Source organism: Desulfobacter postgatei 2ac9 (assembly GCF_000233695.2).
GTDB lineage: Bacteria > Desulfobacterota > Desulfobacteria > Desulfobacterales > Desulfobacteraceae > Desulfobacter > Desulfobacter postgatei.
The window spans coordinates 382,131-402,292 of the sequence record NZ_CM001488.1 but is presented as its reverse complement, the minus strand read 5'-3'; the positions used below and the strand labels follow the sequence as shown (position 1 = coordinate 402,292).

The window sequence follows — 20,162 nt, the reverse complement described above, 5'->3', positions numbered from 1 at the left end:
AACCCGGGCCAGGTAAAAAAATTATATTCCGCATGCGCCATTCAAAATTGATATTGAACTGCAGGCAGGTTGGATCAATGATTGCCCGCCAATTCTTTGCAATGGGTTGACTTCCGGAATATGATCAGCATTTTATAATAATCGACAATCAAGATTACAGGATGTAATGATGAGCCAAGACTACCCGTTTGAAACCGGCATATACCGCCCGCCCAGTGAAGGGGGCAGCGCTTCCCTGCTGGTCCGCTTTACCCGCAACTGTCCCTGGAACCACTGCACCTTCTGTACCATGTATAAGGGAAAAAAATTTAACCTCAGACCCCTGGAGGAAATTAAAGCCGACATCAATGCCATGGCACAACTTGTTGTCGATCTCCAGGCTGAATCAAAAGCCCTGGGGCACGGCGGCCAGGTCACCCGGGAGGCTATTCTGGCATTGCTTGACAAAGCCCCTGGCTTAAACCACCATCCGGGTGCGGATATGCTGATCCAGTGGATGGCGGTGGGCGAAAAGACCGCATTTGTACAGGACGGCAACTCCTTGATCATGCCGCCCCAGGACCTGATTGCGGCACTGATCTATCTTAAGCAAACCTTTCCCTCCATTGAAAGAGTCACCACCTATGCAAGGGCCCGGACCCTGGCCCAGCGGTCAATTGAGGATTTGAAAGCCATACGCGCAGCAGGTCTCAACCGGCTCCACCTGGGCCTTGAAACCGGAGATGATGCCCTGCTCAAGCAAATCAAAAAAGGCGTAACGGCGCAAGGCCATATTGAAGGGGGTAAAAAGGCCATGAAAGCCGGCTTTCAGGTATCGGAATACTGGATGCCCGGCCTTGGCGGCAAGGAGATGACAGAGCAACACGCCGAAAATACCGCCCGGGTCCTCAGTGAGGTCAATCCCCACTATATCCGCTCCCGGCCCTTCAGGCCGGCTCCCGGCACACCGATGTCCGACCAGGTCAACCAGGGGCAGATCACCCTGCTTGATCCCCGGGAGCAATTGCTTGAACTGCGCCGCATGGTCCGGAACCTGGATGTAACATCCAAGGTTTGCTTTGACCACATGGGCAATTACTGGCGAACAGCCTCGGGCGAACTGGTCTTGCATCATGAGTATGAAGGATATCAATTCCCGGATGAGAAACAGACGGTCCTGGACCGCATTGAACTGGGTCTTGCCTTTAACCCCAAACCTGTCCGGCTGCTTCATCTGTAATGTTTGATGTCAAATTTCAAACGACTCATCTGGAGGATTCTGTTCAGGTCAATTTTATTTCTTGCCAACGCGCCCAAACAATTATATACTTTTCGGATTCTTTCACAAGGGTTCGTCTTCTCAACGCTCAGGGAATGCACCCATATAAAAATACGCCGATGCTATTTATCATACGCTTTCTTTTCAAATTAAAACGCCAAACCGGCCTGGTGAACGGCTCTATCAAAAAAGGCGGGTTTACCCTCATTGAATTGATGATCGTCGTTGCCATTATCGGAACACTGGCCGCCATTGCCACGCCAATGTATCTTAATATTAAACACAAGGTCCGTGTGACCATTGCCATTTCAGACATTAAAACCATTGAAAAATCGCTACTGGTTTATTACTTTGACTTTGATAAATTTCCCTCTAACCTTGCGGCAGTCGGCATGGATAATTTGACGGACCCCTGGGGTAACGCATATCAATATATTCCCGTGGAAGGGACCCCGAAAGGAAAATTGCGAAAGGATCATTTCATGGTGCCTGTAAATTCAGATTATGACCTGTACAGCATGGGGCCGGATGGAAAGAGTGTGGCCCCGTTTACAGCCAAAGCCAGCCGGGATGATATTGTCAGGGCCAATGACGGCGGGTTTGTCGGGCTGGTTTCAAATTATTAATGGAGAGCAGAATAGATGCGAATCGGACGATCCCTGTTTCAAAGCAAAGTGGGCAGAAGAATTTTTATTTTATTTGTGATGTGTGCGCTCATTCCCATTCTGTGTCTGTCTGTGATTTCCTATATCCAGGTGTCCGTCCAACTTAAAAAACAGAATGCAAGAGATCTACAGGATGCGGCCAAAGTCCATGGCATGGCCATTTATGAGCGACTGCTGCACCTGGAAAGAGATATGCAGTTAAGTCTGTTAAAATCTGACCACTCAGATGCCTTTGCCAAAAAATTTCTTCCGCACTTCAATGCCATGGGAGTGATTGACAGTGCAGGGCAAACTGAACGCTTGTTCGGCCAGTTTCCAGCTTTTTCAGATGCGTTTCTCAAAAAAGCCACCAGTGTATCCCAGGATAATACCGCCTTGATCTTTGAAAACAACGATAAGGAAAAAGCGGCTCCGGCCAAAGCGTATATGATAATGAAAGCTGACAAAACAGGTATCCTGGTCGGAGAAATCGATACGCTGTATCTGTGGGGAATCGGACATCAAAATCTCCTGCCGCCCATGACGGATCTATGTATAACGGATCAGTACCGGAAGGTTCTGGTTTCATCATTTCCCCTTACCGAGGAGCTGCGCCGCCATCTGGCCAGGGATACCGAAAATGACCAAGTCCGGCTATTAGAGTACAATGATCAAGGAGAAAATTATTTTGTCAGTTACTGGTCCATGTTTTTAAAATCAAACTTTGATGCACCGGTATTGAACGTACTTTTAAGAAACCCGAAGAAAGAAGTACTCAGCGCATTAGCCCAATTTAAAATTATTTTTCCCTTGATCATTCTGCTTACGGTATGGATCGTTCTTCTGCTGAGTATTGTCCATATACGCAAAAGTCTGGTCCCCCTTGAAGAAATAAAAAAAGGAACCCAGCGAGTGGCCCGGCAGGACTTTAATACCCCTGTCGAGGTAACAAGCGATGACGAATTTGAAGAGGTCGCCCAATCGTTTAATATCATGGCAGAACAACTCAAGCGGCAATTTGAAGATCTGAATACGCGGTCGAAAATTGATCGGGAGATTTTATCTTCACTGAATACCGCGCAGATCATCAACACAGCATTAAAACGGATGTTTCTTTTTTTTGAATGTCATTCTGTCACCCTCTGTCTGGCCGCTGAAAAAAAACCGGAAACCTTTCACGGATTCATTCTGACGGATTTGAAAAGGAGAAAACCAGATGAAATATTTTTCGATCTGTCCAAAACCGATCTGGAACAACTGGCAAGAATAGAGGAGCATTACATTGCTTCCGATCAGGGTTTAGTCAGGCGAATAGCCGCCAAGGCAGGTGTTGCCATTGACGAGTACCTGGTGGTGCTCCCCATGATGATTGACGAAAAGCTCAAAGGGATCATCACACTTGGATATGAACAAGAAAAATCATTCTTGAACAACGAACTCAAACATGCCCGTCAAATTACCAATCAGATCACCGTGGCGTTGTCCAATTCTTTTCTGGTGGAAGAAATGGAACGGCTGAATGTAGGGACCCTGGAAGCCCTGGCAAGAACTGTGGACGCAAAATCTGCCTGGACGGCCGGTCACTCGGAACGGGTCACAACGCTTGCCATGAAGATCGCCGATGCCATGAATATGGAACAGCAGGAAATGGACAACCTGCGCCGGGCAGCCTACCTGCACGATATTGGCAAAATAGGCATCCCTTTGTCGATTTTGGATAAACCCGGCCGTCTTACCGACGAAGAGTACGATATCATCAAGGATCATCCATCCATAGGGGCAAAAATTCTGGAACCAATCCACGCATATGCTGAAGCAATTCCTATTGTCCACCAGCACCATGAAAAATTCGACGGTACCGGATATCCACGGCGCCTTGCCGGTGAAGATATCTGTATCGGCGCCAGAATCCTGGCTGTTGCCGACGTATATGACGCAGTCGTCTCTGATCGGCCATATCGAAACGGCTGGCTCAAGGAAAAATCGATAAAAATGATTACAGACAATTCCGGAACCCATTTTGACCCCAAAGTGGTGGATCTATTTCTGGCAGTCATTTCAGATCTGGGATTGACCTAATAATCCAAAAACTTGAGAATCTGAGAACCCGCGCTTGAATTCTCACTTTTCTTTTAAAACCGTATATTTCAAGACCTGCCATCTTGCGTATAATTATTAAATCATACGACTCTTCTTGACAGGAAATATCTTTATATTCTATACAGTTACCGTAATTGTTAGATGTTAACAGCTTTCACGGCAAGGCGTTTGCCTGCGGTGAAAGCAAATTGAACAGTGGAATCAATGGAATACGAAAATGAAAACAGGCAATATTAAAAAACAACTGACTATTTATCTGCAATTAGTCCTGATTCTGGTTTTCTCCCATGTATCAGGCGTTGTCACATATGCCGCAGAGGAGAATGCGGCAAAGACCCATGATGAAGCGATTCAGCTTCAGGTGCTTGAATGTTTGAACCTGATAGCCGTATCCTTAACCCATATCATGACTTACAATGACAAGGTTATTCTGGATCAGGAATACAATATGATCATCAATAACCTGAATTTAAGCAACATCCCTGATGCCGACCTCATCACGCTGCTCCAGGAACTGATGGATCTGCTTACCTCCTCAAAAATCAATGATTATGACCGGGAATATCTTCTCAAAGATTTTGATAAAAATGTTCAACACGAACTTAAAAACAGAGTCAAATCACTTGTTTTTGATACGGATCTTGTCATCAATCCCTACAACACGATTTTAGCGGCCTTTGTCGCAACAGGCTCCTTCTATTTTAACTACCGATCCCAAATGGACACATACATTAAAGAAAAAGAGAAAGGTAAGTGGGCCATTGAATCAAAGACCATGCAGGAACTTAACAATTTCTACAAAAAATTGCTCAAATACTCCTGGACGCTCATGAGAAAATACAACTTGCCCGATACATGGCGACTGGATGAAAAACAGCTGAGGAACTATACCAATATTTTAAAAGAGCCTGATCTTACCAAACGCTGCAGGAAATTAGAGCGGATTGAAACCAGCTTTCAGAAATTTCCGCCATACTGGTACTACCGGGGCCAGTCAGCCCAGGAAATCGGACGCACCAAAGAGGCTCTCCACTGCTTCCTCCAATTCCAGCGGATACACCAGGGCATCCTGAGAAAAGACCCGTACGCCGCTTCAGTTGCCATGTGCAAAACAATGCTCATGAAAAATTCAAATTCTGATGCGATAAAACGCGATCTGGCGCTGATTGTGTCCAATTCCGATGATAATGACTGGGGAAACCTGCTTTTTGCAGCCCTCCAGTACGGTCGCCTGGGGGATTCCGATACCGCAGGCAAGCTCATTTTACGTAATCTGGACAACGGGCACACAGCCTTCATCGACACGCCCGACATGGTTAGAACCGTTGGGCCTGCGTTGCTTTTAAACACCCCAAAGGATGTGTTCAATCGCATCATCGACGTGATTCTTAATAACGATACGGTTAAAAATTACGATGTACTCTGGCTCTACGGTCAGACCCGCAACAGCGATATTTTAAAGAAGATACGCCTTGAATTTGACAGGGTTCTGCTCCAGACCACAGGCAAGTCATTTTTAAATCCTCTGAATATTTTCAAAGATAATAACCTGTTAGTGTTCTTGCCGACACGGTGGGTGAACGGCACTTCGCTGGTGACATTGAAACTTGAGGACGAGTCTGGAGAAATAAAGATCAACCCTTCGGATACCGAAATACTGGATAATTTCCCCGAAATGACCCTGTTAACATTTAAAGATGTATTTTCAGTGAAACAACTTATAAAGAAAAAACAGGCCGTTGACATATCAATAACATTTATTCATGAAAAGCTGGACAGGGATAAAAGGGATATAAAAGATTACACCATCGAGATGGTGTTTCAGTCGGATATCGTCAGTTCCAAGGAAGCGTCGGAAAAAGAGATGAAGTACCTCAATACCCTGTTTGAAGGGAGAATCCCTGAAGCTATGAAGATAGAAAAGAAAAAAGACGACAAACGATTGACTGTCTGGTTCAGCAAAAAGAAAATAATTTTAAACGGCGAGGCCTTTGACTGGAATGATGACGGCTTGATCATAAATCAGAAAAAAGCGCCCATTCCCGACTCAGACTTGAAATGAGCATGTCATGATGCCAGGGATCTTATATTAAAACGGCATTTCTGCTCCGCATACGGGACAAGGGCACCTTGAATTTTTTCAAGGTGCCCTTATCAAAGCCGTTGTCAGAACCTTATGCGTAGCCCCCACGCATTGAGCTTGCCTATGTCACGACCCGCGTGATCAGATACGGACAGGGTCCACTCTCCTTTGGCGGATTCGCCGATGAGAGGGGATAAAGCGGGGGTCGTGCCTGTGTCGAATGTACGGATCAAGTTATCCCGATTGCCTCCGGTCCGCTCGTGTACTGTGACTGTCTTCCCGGAAGGCGCCGAGAGCACCACTCGCAGATCACCGATATAGGTATGGGTAATATCCACCTGGAGTTCAAGTTCCCGGACCGTACCCGCCCGACCCATCTCCAAGGTGTGGTAAATACCCTGGGCATCATTATCGGGAATGTGTAGACCGGGTGCCGCCTTGAGTTCCTCCCAGTCATCCGCCTCGGGCGCGATCTCTAATGTCCAACTACGCAGGGTGCCTTCATCCATCCGCGCATGATCGGAGACCGACAGCCGCCACTCCCCAGCAATCGACTGGCCAATAAGACCCGCCAGAGCGCCGGTCGACTGTACATCGTAGCGGCCATGGAGGTCTTGTCTGGAGGCACCATTACGATTGTGTAGAGTGATCTGGGTACCGGCAGGTGAGATGAGATCGACTTTGAGATCCCCGATATAGGTATGCCGGATATCAACTTCCACCGCCACAGTTGCGATTCTGCCTGCCTGGGTCAGTGAGATGGCGTCATAAACACCGGCCGGATCCTGGTCGGGAATCGCCAGGCCTGGCTTACTTTCGGCACGAATCAAACCGCTTTCATCAGGCTGACCCAAAGCGCCGACAATCACCAGGGCGAACGCCTGATTTGGTTGGGGTACGTTGGATGCCACGACCTCGATACGCCAGGAACCGGGCAAAGGCGTGGAGACCTGCACCATTTCGACATTGTTATTGGCATCCATGGTCAAGGTTCCGTCGACTGATGCGTTACCGACATGGCGTTTACCGTCTGGTGCCGTCAAAATGAGGTTCAGGTTGTTGACCAGATGCTCGCCGGGATAATCGCTGTACGCCATAACCACCCGTAGCGGGATGGCGTCGCTCTGGATCAATATCTCGCGTGACCATATCTCACCGGTACTCAGCCCCTGCGCCACATCAATGTATTCGATTGCCGAAGATGCCTGGGGTGCCAGTGCACCATCCAGATCCAGACGCCCAAACCCCTGCGCGTTATCACAGACAGCCCCCGCTTTGCCGATATCTGGAAGCCGTTTACTCCCGGCAATCAACGTCGCCTTGATTAGAGCGGCGGAAGGATTGGCAATACCCTTGTCACGTCGCAGGAACTGCCTGACCAGGGTGGCGGCCCCGGCAGCCAGCGGTGTGGCCATGCTGGTTCCCCCCATATAAAAATACTTGCGGGAACCGGGAAAAGCCGCCCAGGCATTGTTGTTTGCTGCAATCCTGCTGGAGCGGGTGGAGAGCACGAATGTGCCGGGCGCCACCAGATCGGGCCGAATTCGCCCATCCTCGGTGGGCCCCCGGCTACTGAAGGCCACTACCTGTTCAGGGTTGTCCGCCATGGGTGCGTTACGGTAAGGCGCAACCGGGTAGTCGTCGGACCACCATAAACCGTATTGCTCGCCATTAAAGTTGGAACGTTCGTTTTCGCTCGCGCCCACACAGATGCAGTTCTTGGCCGTGGCGGGAGAGGTAACGCTCATGGGGTTGATTTTTCCGTCTCCATCCTGGTCCGTACCGTCATTTCCGGCGGCAACCAGCACACAAAAGTCCTTGTGGTCCCACACGAAACGATCAAGCTGTTCGCTTTGAGGGTCGTACTCACCGGGATCACCCCCACCCCACGAATTCGAGTGGATACGCGCATTGTGAGCGTAAGCGTCGGCAAAGAGGGTGGAAATATTGTCGGGGATACCCGATAGCAGATAACGACCAATCGAACCGTAATAGCTGGAATCCTCCCATTTCATCTCCTGCTCAATAGCCTGGAATACCAGTCTTGCCCCATGGGCCAGGCCGCGGATGGGCCCCTCTGTGCCGCTCAAACCATGGCTGGCGCTGCCGTCGCCGAGTACGGAACCGGCAACATGTGTGCCATGACCGCTGTCAAGATCGGCAGGGCCATCGTCGGCCCCGGGATTTTTGATATAGGTTGCATAATAGGGGTTGATCGGGTAACTGAGCATCGCGTGTATTCGGCCGCTGAAATCCGGATGTATCGAGTTGGCGTCACCGGTATCCAACCCGGTATCACACACGGCCACAACTTCTCCTGATCCATCCAGGTTCAAACCGGTTGCACCGGTAGCGATGGCCGTTCGCATCAACCTTCCGGCCACATCGTTGCTGGTCCGCTTGAGACTATGCTCCCGGATCGAACGGACACCGTGGACCGCGGCCAGATCCCGAATCCGCTTTATCCCTCCTTTTCCAGCAGGAACCCTCAAAATCATGATCCGTGCATCCGGATCCGACCGAAGCATCTCAAAACCAAGAGCCTGCACCTGTGGCTCGGCCTGCTGCTGGGTTTCGCTGTCAAAAAAAGTCACCGAATACATCCCCGGCAACACCCGGGTCCGGGGCAACTCACCCTGCACCTCATCCTTTTTCCGCTTGACCCCGGACAAAACGGATGGGGCGACCCGATCCTTGTGGCTCAAATGTCCTGACCAGCGCACGTACGGAAGGGCGGCAATGCGTGAAATACATGCATCGTCCGCACGCACGACATAGCTGAACGAGGCGTGTGGCACCTGTAGCTTGCCGCCTGCGGCCTCAACGCCCTGCAGCCATTCCTGTTTGATGGGGCCTATAAACTGGACCAAATAGTGATGCATTCCCGGCGATAGCTTTCCCTCTCCCTTATAAGCAGGATGAGCCCGCATCCGCCCCCCCGAATCCAGACGCGGCAGCTCAGTATCGATATCCCGCCGACCCACGGGAAGCACGTATTGGTCCGTGATGTCCTCCACAGGATAACGGCTGGCCAGCGAGTCCACCAGCTCCTGGGGCAGCCGAGTCAGTAAAAAACCAGTATAGCGCTCGATGACAGGAATTTGATCGGAAAGTTTATCCTGTTCCGATCCGGAGCAAAAAACTTTTAATGTACGTTCCATGATGGACCTCTCGATTCTAACAGGTAAATGATAGTGATCGTTTATGGCCTTGTAAAAGCCTTTTGATATCGGTCTCAATAATACCGATCTTTCCTAACTGCAGATTAAACTACAAGTGCTATATTTGCTCTCCGGCACTGCAATTTGGTCTATATCCAAAACGTTGGGTTCATTCGGTGTGCGGTGTTCTTAAAAGTGAGTCAAATGTAATGGATTTCCAAACATTTGGCAAGTCTTAGACCCAGCCTGATGGAGGCGAAGGGCGTAGCGGTAGTGCAACGGGGTACGGGCGACGGTGTGCTTCGAAAGGAAGCAGCCTTGCTGAGGCAAGGTACGGCGAAGGTACGGGATGACGAACAGGAATCGGGTATAAGGCGCACATACCGGGACGAGTCTGCACCACAAGGATCAGAGACCGAAGCGGAGCACAGGGGCGGAGCAACTCGTAATACCCAGATAGTCAACAACAAGGCCCCCGGGTTTGTCCTTGTAGACCCGGTTCACCCTGGCGATGGCCTGCATCAGGTTATGGCCTTTCATGGGCTTGTCGATATACAGCGTGTGCATGCTGGGCACATCAAAGCCGGTCAGCCACATGTCGCGGACAATCACCAGCCTGAGCCCGTCCTCCGGGTCCTTCATCCGGTCCGCCAGCACCCGCCGCTGATCCTTGGTGGTATGATGTTTGGCTATTTCAGGGCCGTCGGAAGAGGCCGAGGTCATGACCACCTTGATCTTTCCCTGTTTCAGATCACCGCTATGCCACCCGGGCCTGATTTTGATGATTTCTTTATATAAATCCGCTGCAATGCGGCGGGACATGGCAACAACCATGGCCTTGCCTTCGGGGAACACCTCCTGCCGCGTTTCAAAATGATCGACAATATCCCGGGCTACCTGTTTTACCCGGTTGTCGCTGCCCACCAGCGCTTCAAGCTGGGTCCATTTTGCCTTGGCCTTCTGGGTTTCGGTGAGATCCTCCTGGTTCAATTCCTCGTCCAGTTCGGCAACCAGCTTTTTGCCCTCTTCGCTCAAGATGATTTTGGCCAGCCTGCTTTCATAGAAGATTCTGACCGTTGCCCCATCTTCCACTGCCTGGGCAATATCGTACACATCGACGTAATTGCCGAACACCGCCGGGGTGTTGACGTCGGTACTCTCAATGGGTGTGCCGGTAAATCCAAGATAGGTGGCTTTAGGCAATGCGTCCCGCAGATACTTGGCAAAGCCGTAGACTATTCTTTTGCCGACCACTTGGCCGTTTTCATCCTTGTCATCAATGAGCTTGGCCTTGAAGCCGTACTGGGTCCGGTGGGCCTCATCGGCAATGACGATGATGTTTTCCCGTTCCGACAAGGTTTCATATACATTGCCCGCTTGGGGTTGAAACTTTTGAATGGTGGTAAAGACCACACCGCCTGACGAGACCTTGAGGAGATCCTTTAAGTGGCCTCTCTCTTCCGCCTGGACCGGCTCCTGGCGCAGCAGTTGTTTTGAGGCGGCAAAGGTCTCAAAAAGCTGGTCATCCAGATCGTTGCGGTCGGTAATGACCACCACCGTCGGATTATCCATGGCCAGAACGATCTTGCCGGTATAAAAAACCATGGACAAGGACTTGCCGCTTCCCTGGGTGTGCCACACCACCCCGCCTTTCCTGTCCCCCACCGGCTGAGCGCCCACTCCGGGAAGGCCATAACTTTCCGGGGATTCCCTTACCTCAAACACCTCTGATACGTCTTTAGGATTTGCCCCGAAACCGGATGCCCGCAGCGTGGATTCCACTGCCCGGTTAACGGCATAATACTGGTGATAGGCGGCGAGTTTTTTTATCGTTTGAATGGTGATGATCCCCGTGTCCCTGTCTTCCTTTTTCGATTTCTCAAACACGATGAAATGGCGGATCAGGTCCAGCAGGGTTTTCATCTCCAGCATTCCCTTGATCAGCGTTTCCAACTGGCCGATCAGCGGTGAGGCCTCCACCTTGCCGTCTGCAGTTTTCCAGGCCATGAATCGGGTGAATCCGGCGGAGATGGAACCTGCTTTGGCTTCCAAACCGTCGGAAGCAACCATGAATGCGTTAAAGGTAAACAATCCGGCAATGGACTGTTTGTAAGTCTGAAGCTGCCTGAAGGCCGATTTGACCGTGGCGTTTTCATCAACCGGATTCTTCAGTTCAATGACCATCAGCGGCAGGCCGTTAATAAACAGGTGATTTTGCTCATAGACCGCCCTTGTGTTCAGGGGCGAGAATATTCATGATCAACCGGATCATGGTTTCCTTTTGTTTGGGGTCGGACTCCGCCACCAGCAGGGTCAGGGCGACAAGGCCGGAATCGTTGATCACGGGCTCTTCTTTGCGGTTGAACAGGCGTCCGTTCCGGGCCATGAAATCTACGAACAAAAGAGCGGCGCTCCGTTTGTTGCCGTCGGCAAACGGGTGATCCTTGACCATAAAATAAAGAAGATGGGCCGCCTTACTTTCCAGGGTGGGATAAGCGGGTTCTCCGAACACGGTTTGGTCCAGATTGCCGAGAATCGCCTTTAATCCATTGTCTCGGTCCAGGGCGAACAGATGGGTGGCTTCCCCGCGTCCGATGAGGGTTTGCTTGAGCGCTGTCAGTGAGTCCCTGGCCTCTTTCTCCGTGGGCAGGGTTCCGCCCGGTTGGCCTTCCGGATCGGTCAGAAGCCCTTCGTCGTATCGTTGCAGCCACAAAAAGGTTTGGGTGTAGCGGCTGATGATCTCCACCAGCCCGCTGCCCGACGCGGCGGTGACGGCCGTGGATCGGGCAGCCTTGCGGATCAGTGCCAGGGCCTGTTCCAGCTCGGCGGCGTTTTCTGAGAATCGGGCTTCATTGAGGGTATAGCCCTGGAGCAGATACCGGCGCAGCACCTGGGTGGCCCAGCGCCTGAACCTGACACCTTGCGGGGATTTGATCCGGTAGCCCACCGATATGATCACGTCAAGATCATAAAAGGCGACAGGGCGGTCGGAATTTGCAATATGCAATTTTTGCATATTGCTTTCTTCGTTCACCTCGCCTTCATTCAGTGCGTTTCGGATATGGCGTGAAACCACGGATTGATCCCTGCCGAAAAGCTCGACCATCTGAGCCTGGGTCAGCCAGACCGTGTCCGTTTCCAGACGCACATCCAGGCTGATCTTGCCGTCCGGGGTTTGGTAGAGGGTGATGGGGTTTTCCTGATCATTCATATCGCCACCCGTACCTCGCCGCTCATCAGTTTGAAGGCCTCATTGTTCGCAATTAGTTCCGGGGAAATGAGTCGCTGAATCAGTTTTACGGCGTCTTCCCGGCAGTCCTGCGGCACGGTCGGATTGATTCTGCCAATCGCTTTGCGCAGTCTCTCAATCAGCAGCACATCTTCAAAGGATTCCCGCTCCGGGGTTTCACCGTCAGGCGCAATGGTTGGGCCGTAAATATAGTGGTTCCCGGATTTCTCCAGCAGTTCGATGGTGAATTTTTCAATTGCGGATTCGGTTATTTTGTTCATATATATTTGCGCCTACCTCGACAATGCCTCGACCCGAACTCGTGTTTGGATACTCGTCCTTATTTCAGTGTATAGCGATATTTCTTTCTCGTGTTCAAAAGCTACGGATATGCAATAATCCTGTATTCTGTTTTCATCGGTGATCCATTTGTTGAAGTTCAAGAGAACAAGTGAAATAGGGCTGGATGGCCTGCTTTTTGGGTCCCGCTTGTACACTTTCCACGCCTTTTGATGACAACCTGCCTTTCTTGAATTGGGGCCGGGAAAGAAATCAATTTCAAACTTCTTCAAGCCTTCAGGCACTCCCGTCTGTTCAGTCTGTTCCTTAATGACGCCATATTTTTCGATCAGTGACTGTGGGTTGATCGAATGGAAGACATGAAACTCCATCCGGTTTCCGAGGTAGCTGTCCCCTCTTGTCAACCTCGTTTCAGGATTAAAAGTGAGGGTAATGATTATTTTCTTTTTGCCGGGTTCCGCAAAGAAAATATCGGGAAGATTAAGAGCGTAGACATTCATCTGGTTTAAGCCTATTTGCCCCTCATCCCAGAGGATTGCCCTGTTGTTGAATGAGTTGACTGCACGTTCAAAGTCGCTTAGACCATACCCGCAAACCATTAGATGTGCTTTTTCGGCGTATTTTGCTTTATCGGTCTGATAAAATTCCTTGTTTGGCGCAACTGGATACTCCGCGCCCATGAGCAACATGTTTTTGATGAAGTTGCCTGATCGTTGCGGGAAGTAATTAGCGATTTTTCCGGCGAGATAGGCAACCTTGGGCGCGGCAAAACTGGTGCCGCAATCGTATTGAATAATATCCTCTGTTGCCCGATTATTGAGAAGGGGGATTTTGCCTCCTCTATCCTGAGTGATTCTTCCATAGTTGTCGAACAAAATAAGATTGCCGCCATATTCAACAAGCTCTGGCTTTATCATGCCGTTAATGCCGAACCCCGACCTTGTAAAAGGCGACGGCTGGCACTCATCCGCAATAGGGGTTTTTATCTGTTCAGCGCCATATCGCTCCCGTTCAATACGCACCTCACCGGCAATGGAGCCTATTGTCAAAGCGAGCGATGCCGTGGCCGGATTAATGATGCGGAAATTCGGATTTTGGGTCAGATAAACCGGGTAATTTGATTGAATGTCCGCAATAGAGCCATAGAACCCGGTAGGGTCCTGATTGCCGGCGGATACCACAAAAACGACATCCGGAAAATCAAACGCCAGTTCATCAATAAGCGCGGCAAGTGGGAGCTGTCGATAATAGTGTTTATGCCAAACTTCATTTGCGTTGCCCAATGAGATGTTGACTGCCCTGATGTGATATTCGGGGTTGGCAAGAAAACTCTCAACCGCATCTTTCAACTGATGCTCAACAAGTTTTTCAGGATCATAAACAGAACATATTTCACCGGTAAACACATTTCTTTCCGCATACAATACTTTGGCGGAAAAAATCCAGTTGGCCGGTGTGAAATTTTTCGCGTCCAGGCATTTTTCAATGTCCCCATAGGCCGCGCAGCCTGCAACAGCAGTTCCGTGGCCCACGGTATCTTGTATTTCCGCCTCCCCGGCCTGAAAATTTTCTTCGCCGCCGACACATTTCTCCAGCATCGGGTGGTTTGAAATAATGCCGGAATCAACAATCAGAATACCGTGTGCGGCATCATCCGGTTCATTGACTTCTATTGTGGAAACATCCGGCCGGGTATATTCAAATGGATTGAACTGAGGCAGGCAAGGGCGGTCGGCCCGGCTGATCTCTTTGAGTTCGATAATCTCATCAAAGATCTGTGCCGTGAGCCTTGCCCTAACCAGAACAAAAGTTTTGGATATAAGGGTATCGGTGATGCGGAATTGACTCCGGTTGGGATAGGCATCCTTCAGCTCATGGATGAACCTTTCGTTTTTCCGGGGATCGGTCATCCTCCATAATTCGATATCGATAAACTCGGGTGTTTCCCCCAACGGCGCATCTTTTAATCTCTTGCCGATTTTTTTCTCCCTGGGAATGTCCTGAAAGGAATCAATTGCATTGAAAAAATCATATTTGGGGCCTGTTTCGCTGCCATATTTCGCAAGTTTGTTTTTGAACCCGCTCAGGTTCTCGTCATCACTGAAAACCACCCAGAAGCCTTTTCTGTTTTCCGCAACTGATAGGACATGAATTCCCATTGATGAAAGCGTATTCTCAAAGGCATCCGGCGAAACACTCTGATTGATTTCGATTTCATAAATTAAAGACGGGGTGATCCTGCCGGCGAATTTTCTTTTCAATGTGGCAAATGATTGGGATATTGTTTCCGCTTTTCGCCTGGCTGTTCGAGAAAACGCCGCTTTCCGCCTCCCTTCGGGGAGACTGTAACCGCCGCCGCCACCTCTTTTCTGACGTTCAACATTGCCATGGTAGATTGGCAGTCTCAGGTGGTCATGTCTTTCCATTACCGATCTCCCATTTGATTATTCCTGACCTTTTCCCGGCGGCTGAATTTATAAATAGCGGTTTCGATGTCGTTTTGGGAAAGACAGGGCCTGGAATCAAGAATTGAGAGCTTCATGGCTTCTTCGGTTATCATTTTGATGTCAGCCGGAGAAAATCCTTGGGTCAGATGAACCGCCTTGGGCAAATCGATGCCTGGGTCTTTTTTGATCGGCCTCATGTAGAGATCGAACAATGCTTTTCTGATATGTTCATCGGGGAGTTCATAATAAATCACATCGTCAAAACGCCGCCAGATCGCCGGGTCGAGCATATACTGATGATTGGTTGCCGCCAGGATAAGACTGTCGCCCTTGATGTTGTCCAGCATCTGGAGAAAATTGTTGACGACCCTTTTGATCTCTCCATGTTCATGGCTGTCGTCCCTGTTTTTGCCGATGATATCGAACTCATCGAAAAGAACTATCCATGTACCGTTTTCTATAAAATCAAACACTTTCCGGAGATTGGAGGCTGTCTCACCAAGATACGATGAAATGATGGAGTCAAATCGGACATACACCAAGGGAATTTGCAGGACGGAGCTGACGATCCTGGCGGAAAATGTTTTTCCCGTGCCGGGCCTGCCACACAGAAGGATCTTTTTTTTGTTTTGGAGATTATAGGTTGCGAGTACGTCCGCATCTTTAAACTCCCTGAGTGCCTGTTCCAATTGATGCTTTGTTTCCTGGCAGATCAGCAGGCTGTCCATGCTGATGTCAAAATGCTGGATTTCAAGCAGGGGGAAGCCTTTTTCCGTATCGCGAGGTATCGGCAGAGCGTTTTTAAACCGCTTGTTGCTTCCCGATGAACTGTTTGAGATGTAAAGAGCCTTTTCCAGTTCCCTGGCAACGATGGTATGTTTTTTTCTTTTTTCGTACTCGATATATTCCCGAGCCGCATTGTAAAAGGCGTCATTGTCTTTTTCGTGAAAGGACAAAAATATTTTTTTTATTAGATCGGAGGTGGTCATCGCTGTCTCCCATAGAGAGTATATTGCACAATCGGCGGTTCCAACCACCTGCCGTATTGCTCGATTATCTTTCTCAGCCTTTCCATTTTCTATATCATCTCAGTTTTCATATCGCCACCCGTACCTCGCCGCTCATCAGTTTGGGGAGCAGGGTGTCTCGGAGTTTTTCGAGGGTGCGGATTTGTATTTTATTCAACAACATCTTCTCAAAATATCCTGAAACAGAATTGTCAAATTGAATAATCTCATCCCTTGGTGGCAATAGCACCTTGTGTTCTTTAAATGTGGTTGTTGTAATTGTGTCAAATACACTGCCATACGCCGATGACTGTAATTCCTCAACGACATGATTTATGAGTAAATAAATAAAATAATAGTTTTCTGAGTTCTTCGGCAATATTCCATAATTTGATTGACTAAAAGCCATCGGTTGGGCAAGCATACAATATTTCCCAACGGTTCCTCTTGCTGAGATTACAGTTGCATGTTTAGGTAATATTTTTGCCGCGCTATTTTTCAATCCATGCTCTGTAATATGTTTTGGGGTGTCCTGGACAAAAGATTTGTGATTTGCTGCGATATCACCACCCGACAGCCATGGTATGTTTCCATCCCAGTATTCGAGTATTGAGGTTTTCGGAGTTCCTCCACCAATCAGATCAACAAGTTCAAGAAGGCTGCCATTCTCCCAATCCTCCTCCGCCTCCTCCACAAACCACTGCCGAAAAAGGGTTTCGGCCATGGCTTCGAGGGTTTTGTTCTGGCGGTGAAGCAGGTCTATTTTGTCGTCAAGACTGGAAAGGACCGAGGCAATGGCTTTTTGTTCGGGGAGGGGGGGGAGAGAAACTGGAACCTTCCTCAGGACAGCGGCTTTAATTCCAAAAACAGTAGTTCCTGATGCTCTTGAATCAAGTTCATAGTGTCCGACTGGACTTTGAAAATAGTATTTTAAAAATGGATTAAATACAAAATTTGGCTTCCCTCTGAGGGTTATTACTCTCTGAGCTAAAGCAACATTTTTATCTTTGATAAGCGCAACTTCGCCGAGAGGGGCTTCGGTAGTAATAACTACATCATTAATTTCAGGTAATCCTCTTGTCATCCAGGACTCATAATCACCTAACGCAATAAATTCATTCGGCTCAATTATTTTCCCGCTTTTGACTATTTTGGCGGTCACCAATGGAATACCCTCTTCTGTTTTCTTTGGTGTCTTCCCTCTATAATCAATGAACTTTTCGATTATATCTTCAAGAATGTATGCTTTCCACTCACCCATCAATCTACACCTTTCCCCAAATTCACCCAACTCAACACATCCACCCCTTCACTCCCCATAATCCACCCCCCTCCAATTCCGCCTCAATCTCCTCAATACCGGGCAACTCAACGCAGTTTCCACACTGCGGGCAAAGAAAGATACTGGGATTGTCTGTTCCAACAAAACGCAAACCGCTGTCTTCTTGAGTTTCATTTTCGAGAATTACGGTTTCATTATAAGTAATTAATTTACCTTCAATGGTAATGTCCTCCATCAGTTTGCAATGCTGACATTTCAACAATTCTCTCGTATCTGTAAATAAACCCATCTCATCGCCCTGTTTCCGGATTCTTATCAGTTCGGTTGCCAACTTACAAATATCGTTATGGATTTTATTTTCATTTTTCATCTTCAAACAAATCCTTGACAATCGCCAATCGCTCCGCAATCACATCTGGTGCCGGCAGATATTTGCTGTATTCTTCCGGCAAGTGAGTCGAGGTGCTGTAAGTTGCAATACCAATGGGCTGGGTTGTCGTTTTGAGTGAATATTCCACGACTGTTTTGTCCTTGCTTTTACATACAATGATGCCGATCGCATCATTTTCACCATCTTCTTTATATCGTTCATTGAGTGCGATCAGGTAAAACTCCATTTTGCCTTTATATTCCGGTTTAAATTCGCCGATTTTCAGTTCCACTGCGATAAACCGTTTTAATTTCCGGTGAAACAAAAGCAAATCGATAAAATATTCTTTCTCCCCGACCGTCAGCCTGAACTGGTTGCCCACAAAGGTAAACCATACGCCCATTTCCATCAGAAATTTACGGATATTTTTTACCAAAGCCTGTTCCAGTTCATGTTCACTGTGTTCTTCCGCCAGTTCCAAAAAATCAAAGGTATAATGATCTTTTACAGCGAGCTTTGCCTGATGTTTGTATTTTTCAGGCAAGGTTTGGTCAAAATTGGTCTGATTCAGCAGGTACTTTTCATAGGTTTTATTTTCAATCTGATGAACCAGAACATCCTTGCTCCATCCGAATTTTCTGACATGCAGCATGTAAAATTCTCTCTCCAGAGGATCTTTGCATTTGGTCAGAATCAGAAAATTTTTTGTCCAACTGATTTCTCCAACCAATGGTTGGAGATTTTCATGCTGTTGAATTTCCAGATAAAACAGCCGCATATTCCATAAATTCGTTGTAGAGAATCCTTGAATCCCAGGATATTCCCCCTGAATATCTTTTGAAAGCTGTTCAACCACGGATCTACCCCAGCCAAGGTCTTGCGGTTTCTCGACAATCATCCTGCCAATGTCCCAATAAAGCTGTATCAGTTCTTTATTGACTGCCTTCAAGGCGTCATATTGGGAACGGCGTATCCGTTCCTTTATGTCGGTAAAAAAATCTGTGTAATGACGATCGGGGCTTAATGATTTATCCATGATTGATCTTAATTTTCCCGAAGTTTTCCAATATCAGTTGATTCAGCCGAGTTTCCTCTTTCAATTGCGCTTCGAACTCAGCTCTGAGTCTGGTAACCCGCTCCTTGAAATCAAAATCATCCTCTTCATCGGCCAGCCCCACATACCTGCCCGGCGTCAGCACATAATCCAGTTCCCGCACCCGGTCAATGGGCACGGAGCAGCAGAACCCCTTCACATCTTCATAATTCCCGTCCGGATTCCGCCAATTATGATAAGTGCCGGATATGGCGTCAATATCTTCTTGAGAAGCTCTCCGCTCCAGTCGCTGTCATTGAAGGGCGGATTGGCGATGACATAATCAGCCTTCAGATCCTTGTGGCCGTCGTTCAAAAAGGAGCCTTCATTGTTCCACTTGACCTGGGAACTGTCAATGCCCCGGATCGCCAGGTTCATCCTGGCCAGCCGCCATGTGGTGTGGTTGCTCTCCTGGCCGTAGATGGAAATATCGTTCACCTTGCCCTGATGCTCGACCACGAACTTTTCCGACTGCACGAACATGCCGCCGGAACCGCAGCAGGGATCGAACACCCTGCCTTTGTAAGGCTCAAGCATTTCCACCAGCACCTCGACAACGGAACGCGGGGTATAAAACTGACCGCCCTTCTTCCCCTCGGCCAAGGCAAATTCCCCCAGAAAATATTCAAACACATGCCCAAGCACGTCGGCGCTGCGGTCTTTGGCGTCTCCCATGGCAATATTGCCGACGAGGTTAATTAAACCGCCAAGGTTGGTCGGATCAAGATTGCCCCTGGCATACACCTTGGGAAGCACATCATTGAGAGACGGGTTGTCTTTTTCAATGGCATCCATGGCCTCGTCAACCGTCTTGCCGATCGCAGGCTGCGTGGCCCTGGATTGCAGATACGCCCAACGGGCCTTTTCAGGAACAAAAAAGACATTTTCCGCCTTGTATTCGTCCTTGTCCTCCGGGTCGGCCCCGGCATATTCACCTTCCCCCCTTTTCAGCTTGTCATACAGGCCCTCAAACGCATCGGAAATATACCGAAGGAATATCAACCCCAGGACAACATGCTTATACTCAGCAGCGTCAATATTCTTCCTGAGCTTGTCTGCCGCCTTCCAGAGCTGCGTCTCCAGCGGCTCTTCCTTGTCATTATTCTTCCTGGCTTTTGCCATTTGTTGCTCCAGCTTTTAATTTGGTTTTTATTACTGATACCAAAACCTTGTGCTAATTCTGCTTTG

General features: G+C 48.7%; 15 protein-coding genes and 1 pseudogene. 4 read left to right on the top strand and 12 right to left on the bottom strand.

Going from position 1 to position 20,162, the window contains the following annotated elements; genetic code table 11:
* Positions 1-166 precede the first annotated feature (166 nt).
* The 4 genes from DESPODRAFT_RS01920 (at position 167) to DESPODRAFT_RS01905 (ending at position 6,064) form a co-directional block, all read left to right on the top strand.
* On the top strand, positions 167-1,219 hold the full coding sequence (locus tag DESPODRAFT_RS01920; RefSeq protein WP_245531989.1) for a radical SAM protein: 1,053 nt from the start codon (positions 167-169) through the stop codon (positions 1,217-1,219).
* A 254-nt stretch (positions 1,220-1,473) separates the two neighbouring features.
* Complete coding sequence (locus DESPODRAFT_RS01915; protein WP_443112188.1) at positions 1,474-1,884, top strand: type II secretion system protein GspG; 411 nt, start codon at positions 1,474-1,476, stop codon at positions 1,882-1,884.
* A gap of 15 nt (positions 1,885-1,899) precedes the next feature.
* Positions 1,900-3,981, top strand: coding sequence for an HD domain-containing phosphohydrolase (locus DESPODRAFT_RS01910; protein ID WP_004070938.1), 2,082 nt, complete (start codon positions 1,900-1,902; stop codon positions 3,979-3,981).
* 238 nt (positions 3,982-4,219) lie between these two features.
* Positions 4,220-6,064 carry a hypothetical protein gene (locus DESPODRAFT_RS01905; protein ID WP_004070936.1) on the top strand — a complete coding sequence of 615 codons (1,845 nt, stop codon included), beginning with the start codon at positions 4,220-4,222 and terminating at the stop codon, positions 6,062-6,064.
* A gap of 104 nt (positions 6,065-6,168) precedes the next feature.
* On the opposite strand, the gene DESPODRAFT_RS01900 is transcribed toward DESPODRAFT_RS01905, so the two are convergent.
* The 12 genes and pseudogenes from DESPODRAFT_RS01900 to DESPODRAFT_RS01855 form a co-directional block, all read right to left on the bottom strand.
* A complete protein-coding gene (locus DESPODRAFT_RS01900) occupies positions 6,169-8,790 on the bottom strand; it encodes a S8 family serine peptidase (protein ID WP_172635713.1) in 2,622 nt (873 codons plus the stop codon).
* Between the two features lie 9 nt (positions 8,791-8,799).
* A pseudogene (locus DESPODRAFT_RS22020) lies at positions 8,800-8,967 on the bottom strand (DUF8729 domain-containing protein); the annotation flags it as partial.
* A 687-nt stretch (positions 8,968-9,654) separates the two neighbouring features.
* Positions 9,655-11,448: a type I restriction endonuclease subunit R gene (locus DESPODRAFT_RS01895; protein ID WP_371905020.1), complete on the bottom strand. Its 1,794-nt coding sequence runs from the start codon at positions 11,446-11,448 to the stop codon at positions 9,655-9,657.
* A 16-nt stretch (positions 11,449-11,464) separates the two neighbouring features.
* Positions 11,465-12,457, bottom strand: a complete 993-nt coding sequence (locus DESPODRAFT_RS01890; protein ID WP_004070931.1) for a virulence RhuM family protein/type II toxin-antitoxin system death-on-curing family toxin — start codon at positions 12,455-12,457, stop codon at positions 11,465-11,467.
* Positions 12,454-12,756 (bottom strand): type I restriction endonuclease, encoded by a 303-nt coding sequence (locus DESPODRAFT_RS01885; protein WP_004070929.1) that lies wholly within the window; start codon positions 12,754-12,756, stop codon positions 12,454-12,456. The genes DESPODRAFT_RS01890 and DESPODRAFT_RS01885 overlap by 4 nt, the downstream gene beginning before the upstream one ends.
* A gap of 12 nt (positions 12,757-12,768) precedes the next feature.
* A complete protein-coding gene (locus DESPODRAFT_RS01880; RefSeq protein WP_004070926.1) occupies positions 12,769-15,201 on the bottom strand; it encodes a S8 family peptidase in 2,433 nt (810 codons plus the stop codon).
* Positions 15,201-16,211 (bottom strand): AAA family ATPase, encoded by a 1,011-nt coding sequence (locus DESPODRAFT_RS01875; RefSeq protein ID WP_004070925.1) that lies wholly within the window; start codon positions 16,209-16,211, stop codon positions 15,201-15,203. The genes DESPODRAFT_RS01880 and DESPODRAFT_RS01875 overlap by 1 nt, the downstream gene beginning before the upstream one ends.
* 106 nt (positions 16,212-16,317) lie before the next feature.
* Positions 16,318-17,490 carry a restriction endonuclease subunit S gene (locus DESPODRAFT_RS01870; RefSeq protein ID WP_004070923.1) on the bottom strand — a complete coding sequence of 391 codons (1,173 nt, stop codon included), beginning with the start codon at positions 17,488-17,490 and terminating at the stop codon, positions 16,318-16,320.
* 31 nt (positions 17,491-17,521) lie between these two features.
* Positions 17,522-17,881, bottom strand: coding sequence for a hypothetical protein (locus DESPODRAFT_RS01865; protein WP_004070921.1), 360 nt, complete (start codon positions 17,879-17,881; stop codon positions 17,522-17,524).
* A complete protein-coding gene (locus DESPODRAFT_RS01860; protein ID WP_004070919.1) occupies positions 17,871-18,917 on the bottom strand; it encodes a PDDEXK nuclease domain-containing protein in 1,047 nt (348 codons plus the stop codon). Before DESPODRAFT_RS01860 ends, DESPODRAFT_RS01865 begins: the two co-directional genes overlap by 11 nt.
* Entirely contained in the window at positions 18,910-19,185 is a 276-nt protein-coding gene (locus tag DESPODRAFT_RS20830; RefSeq protein WP_245532054.1) for an N-6 DNA methylase, read from the bottom strand. The genes DESPODRAFT_RS01860 and DESPODRAFT_RS20830 overlap by 8 nt, the downstream gene beginning before the upstream one ends.
* Positions 19,131-20,096, bottom strand: coding sequence for a class I SAM-dependent DNA methyltransferase (locus tag DESPODRAFT_RS01855; protein WP_245531988.1), 966 nt, complete (start codon positions 20,094-20,096; stop codon positions 19,131-19,133). Before DESPODRAFT_RS01855 ends, DESPODRAFT_RS20830 begins: the two co-directional genes overlap by 55 nt.
* Positions 20,097-20,162: the final 66 nt, after the last annotated feature.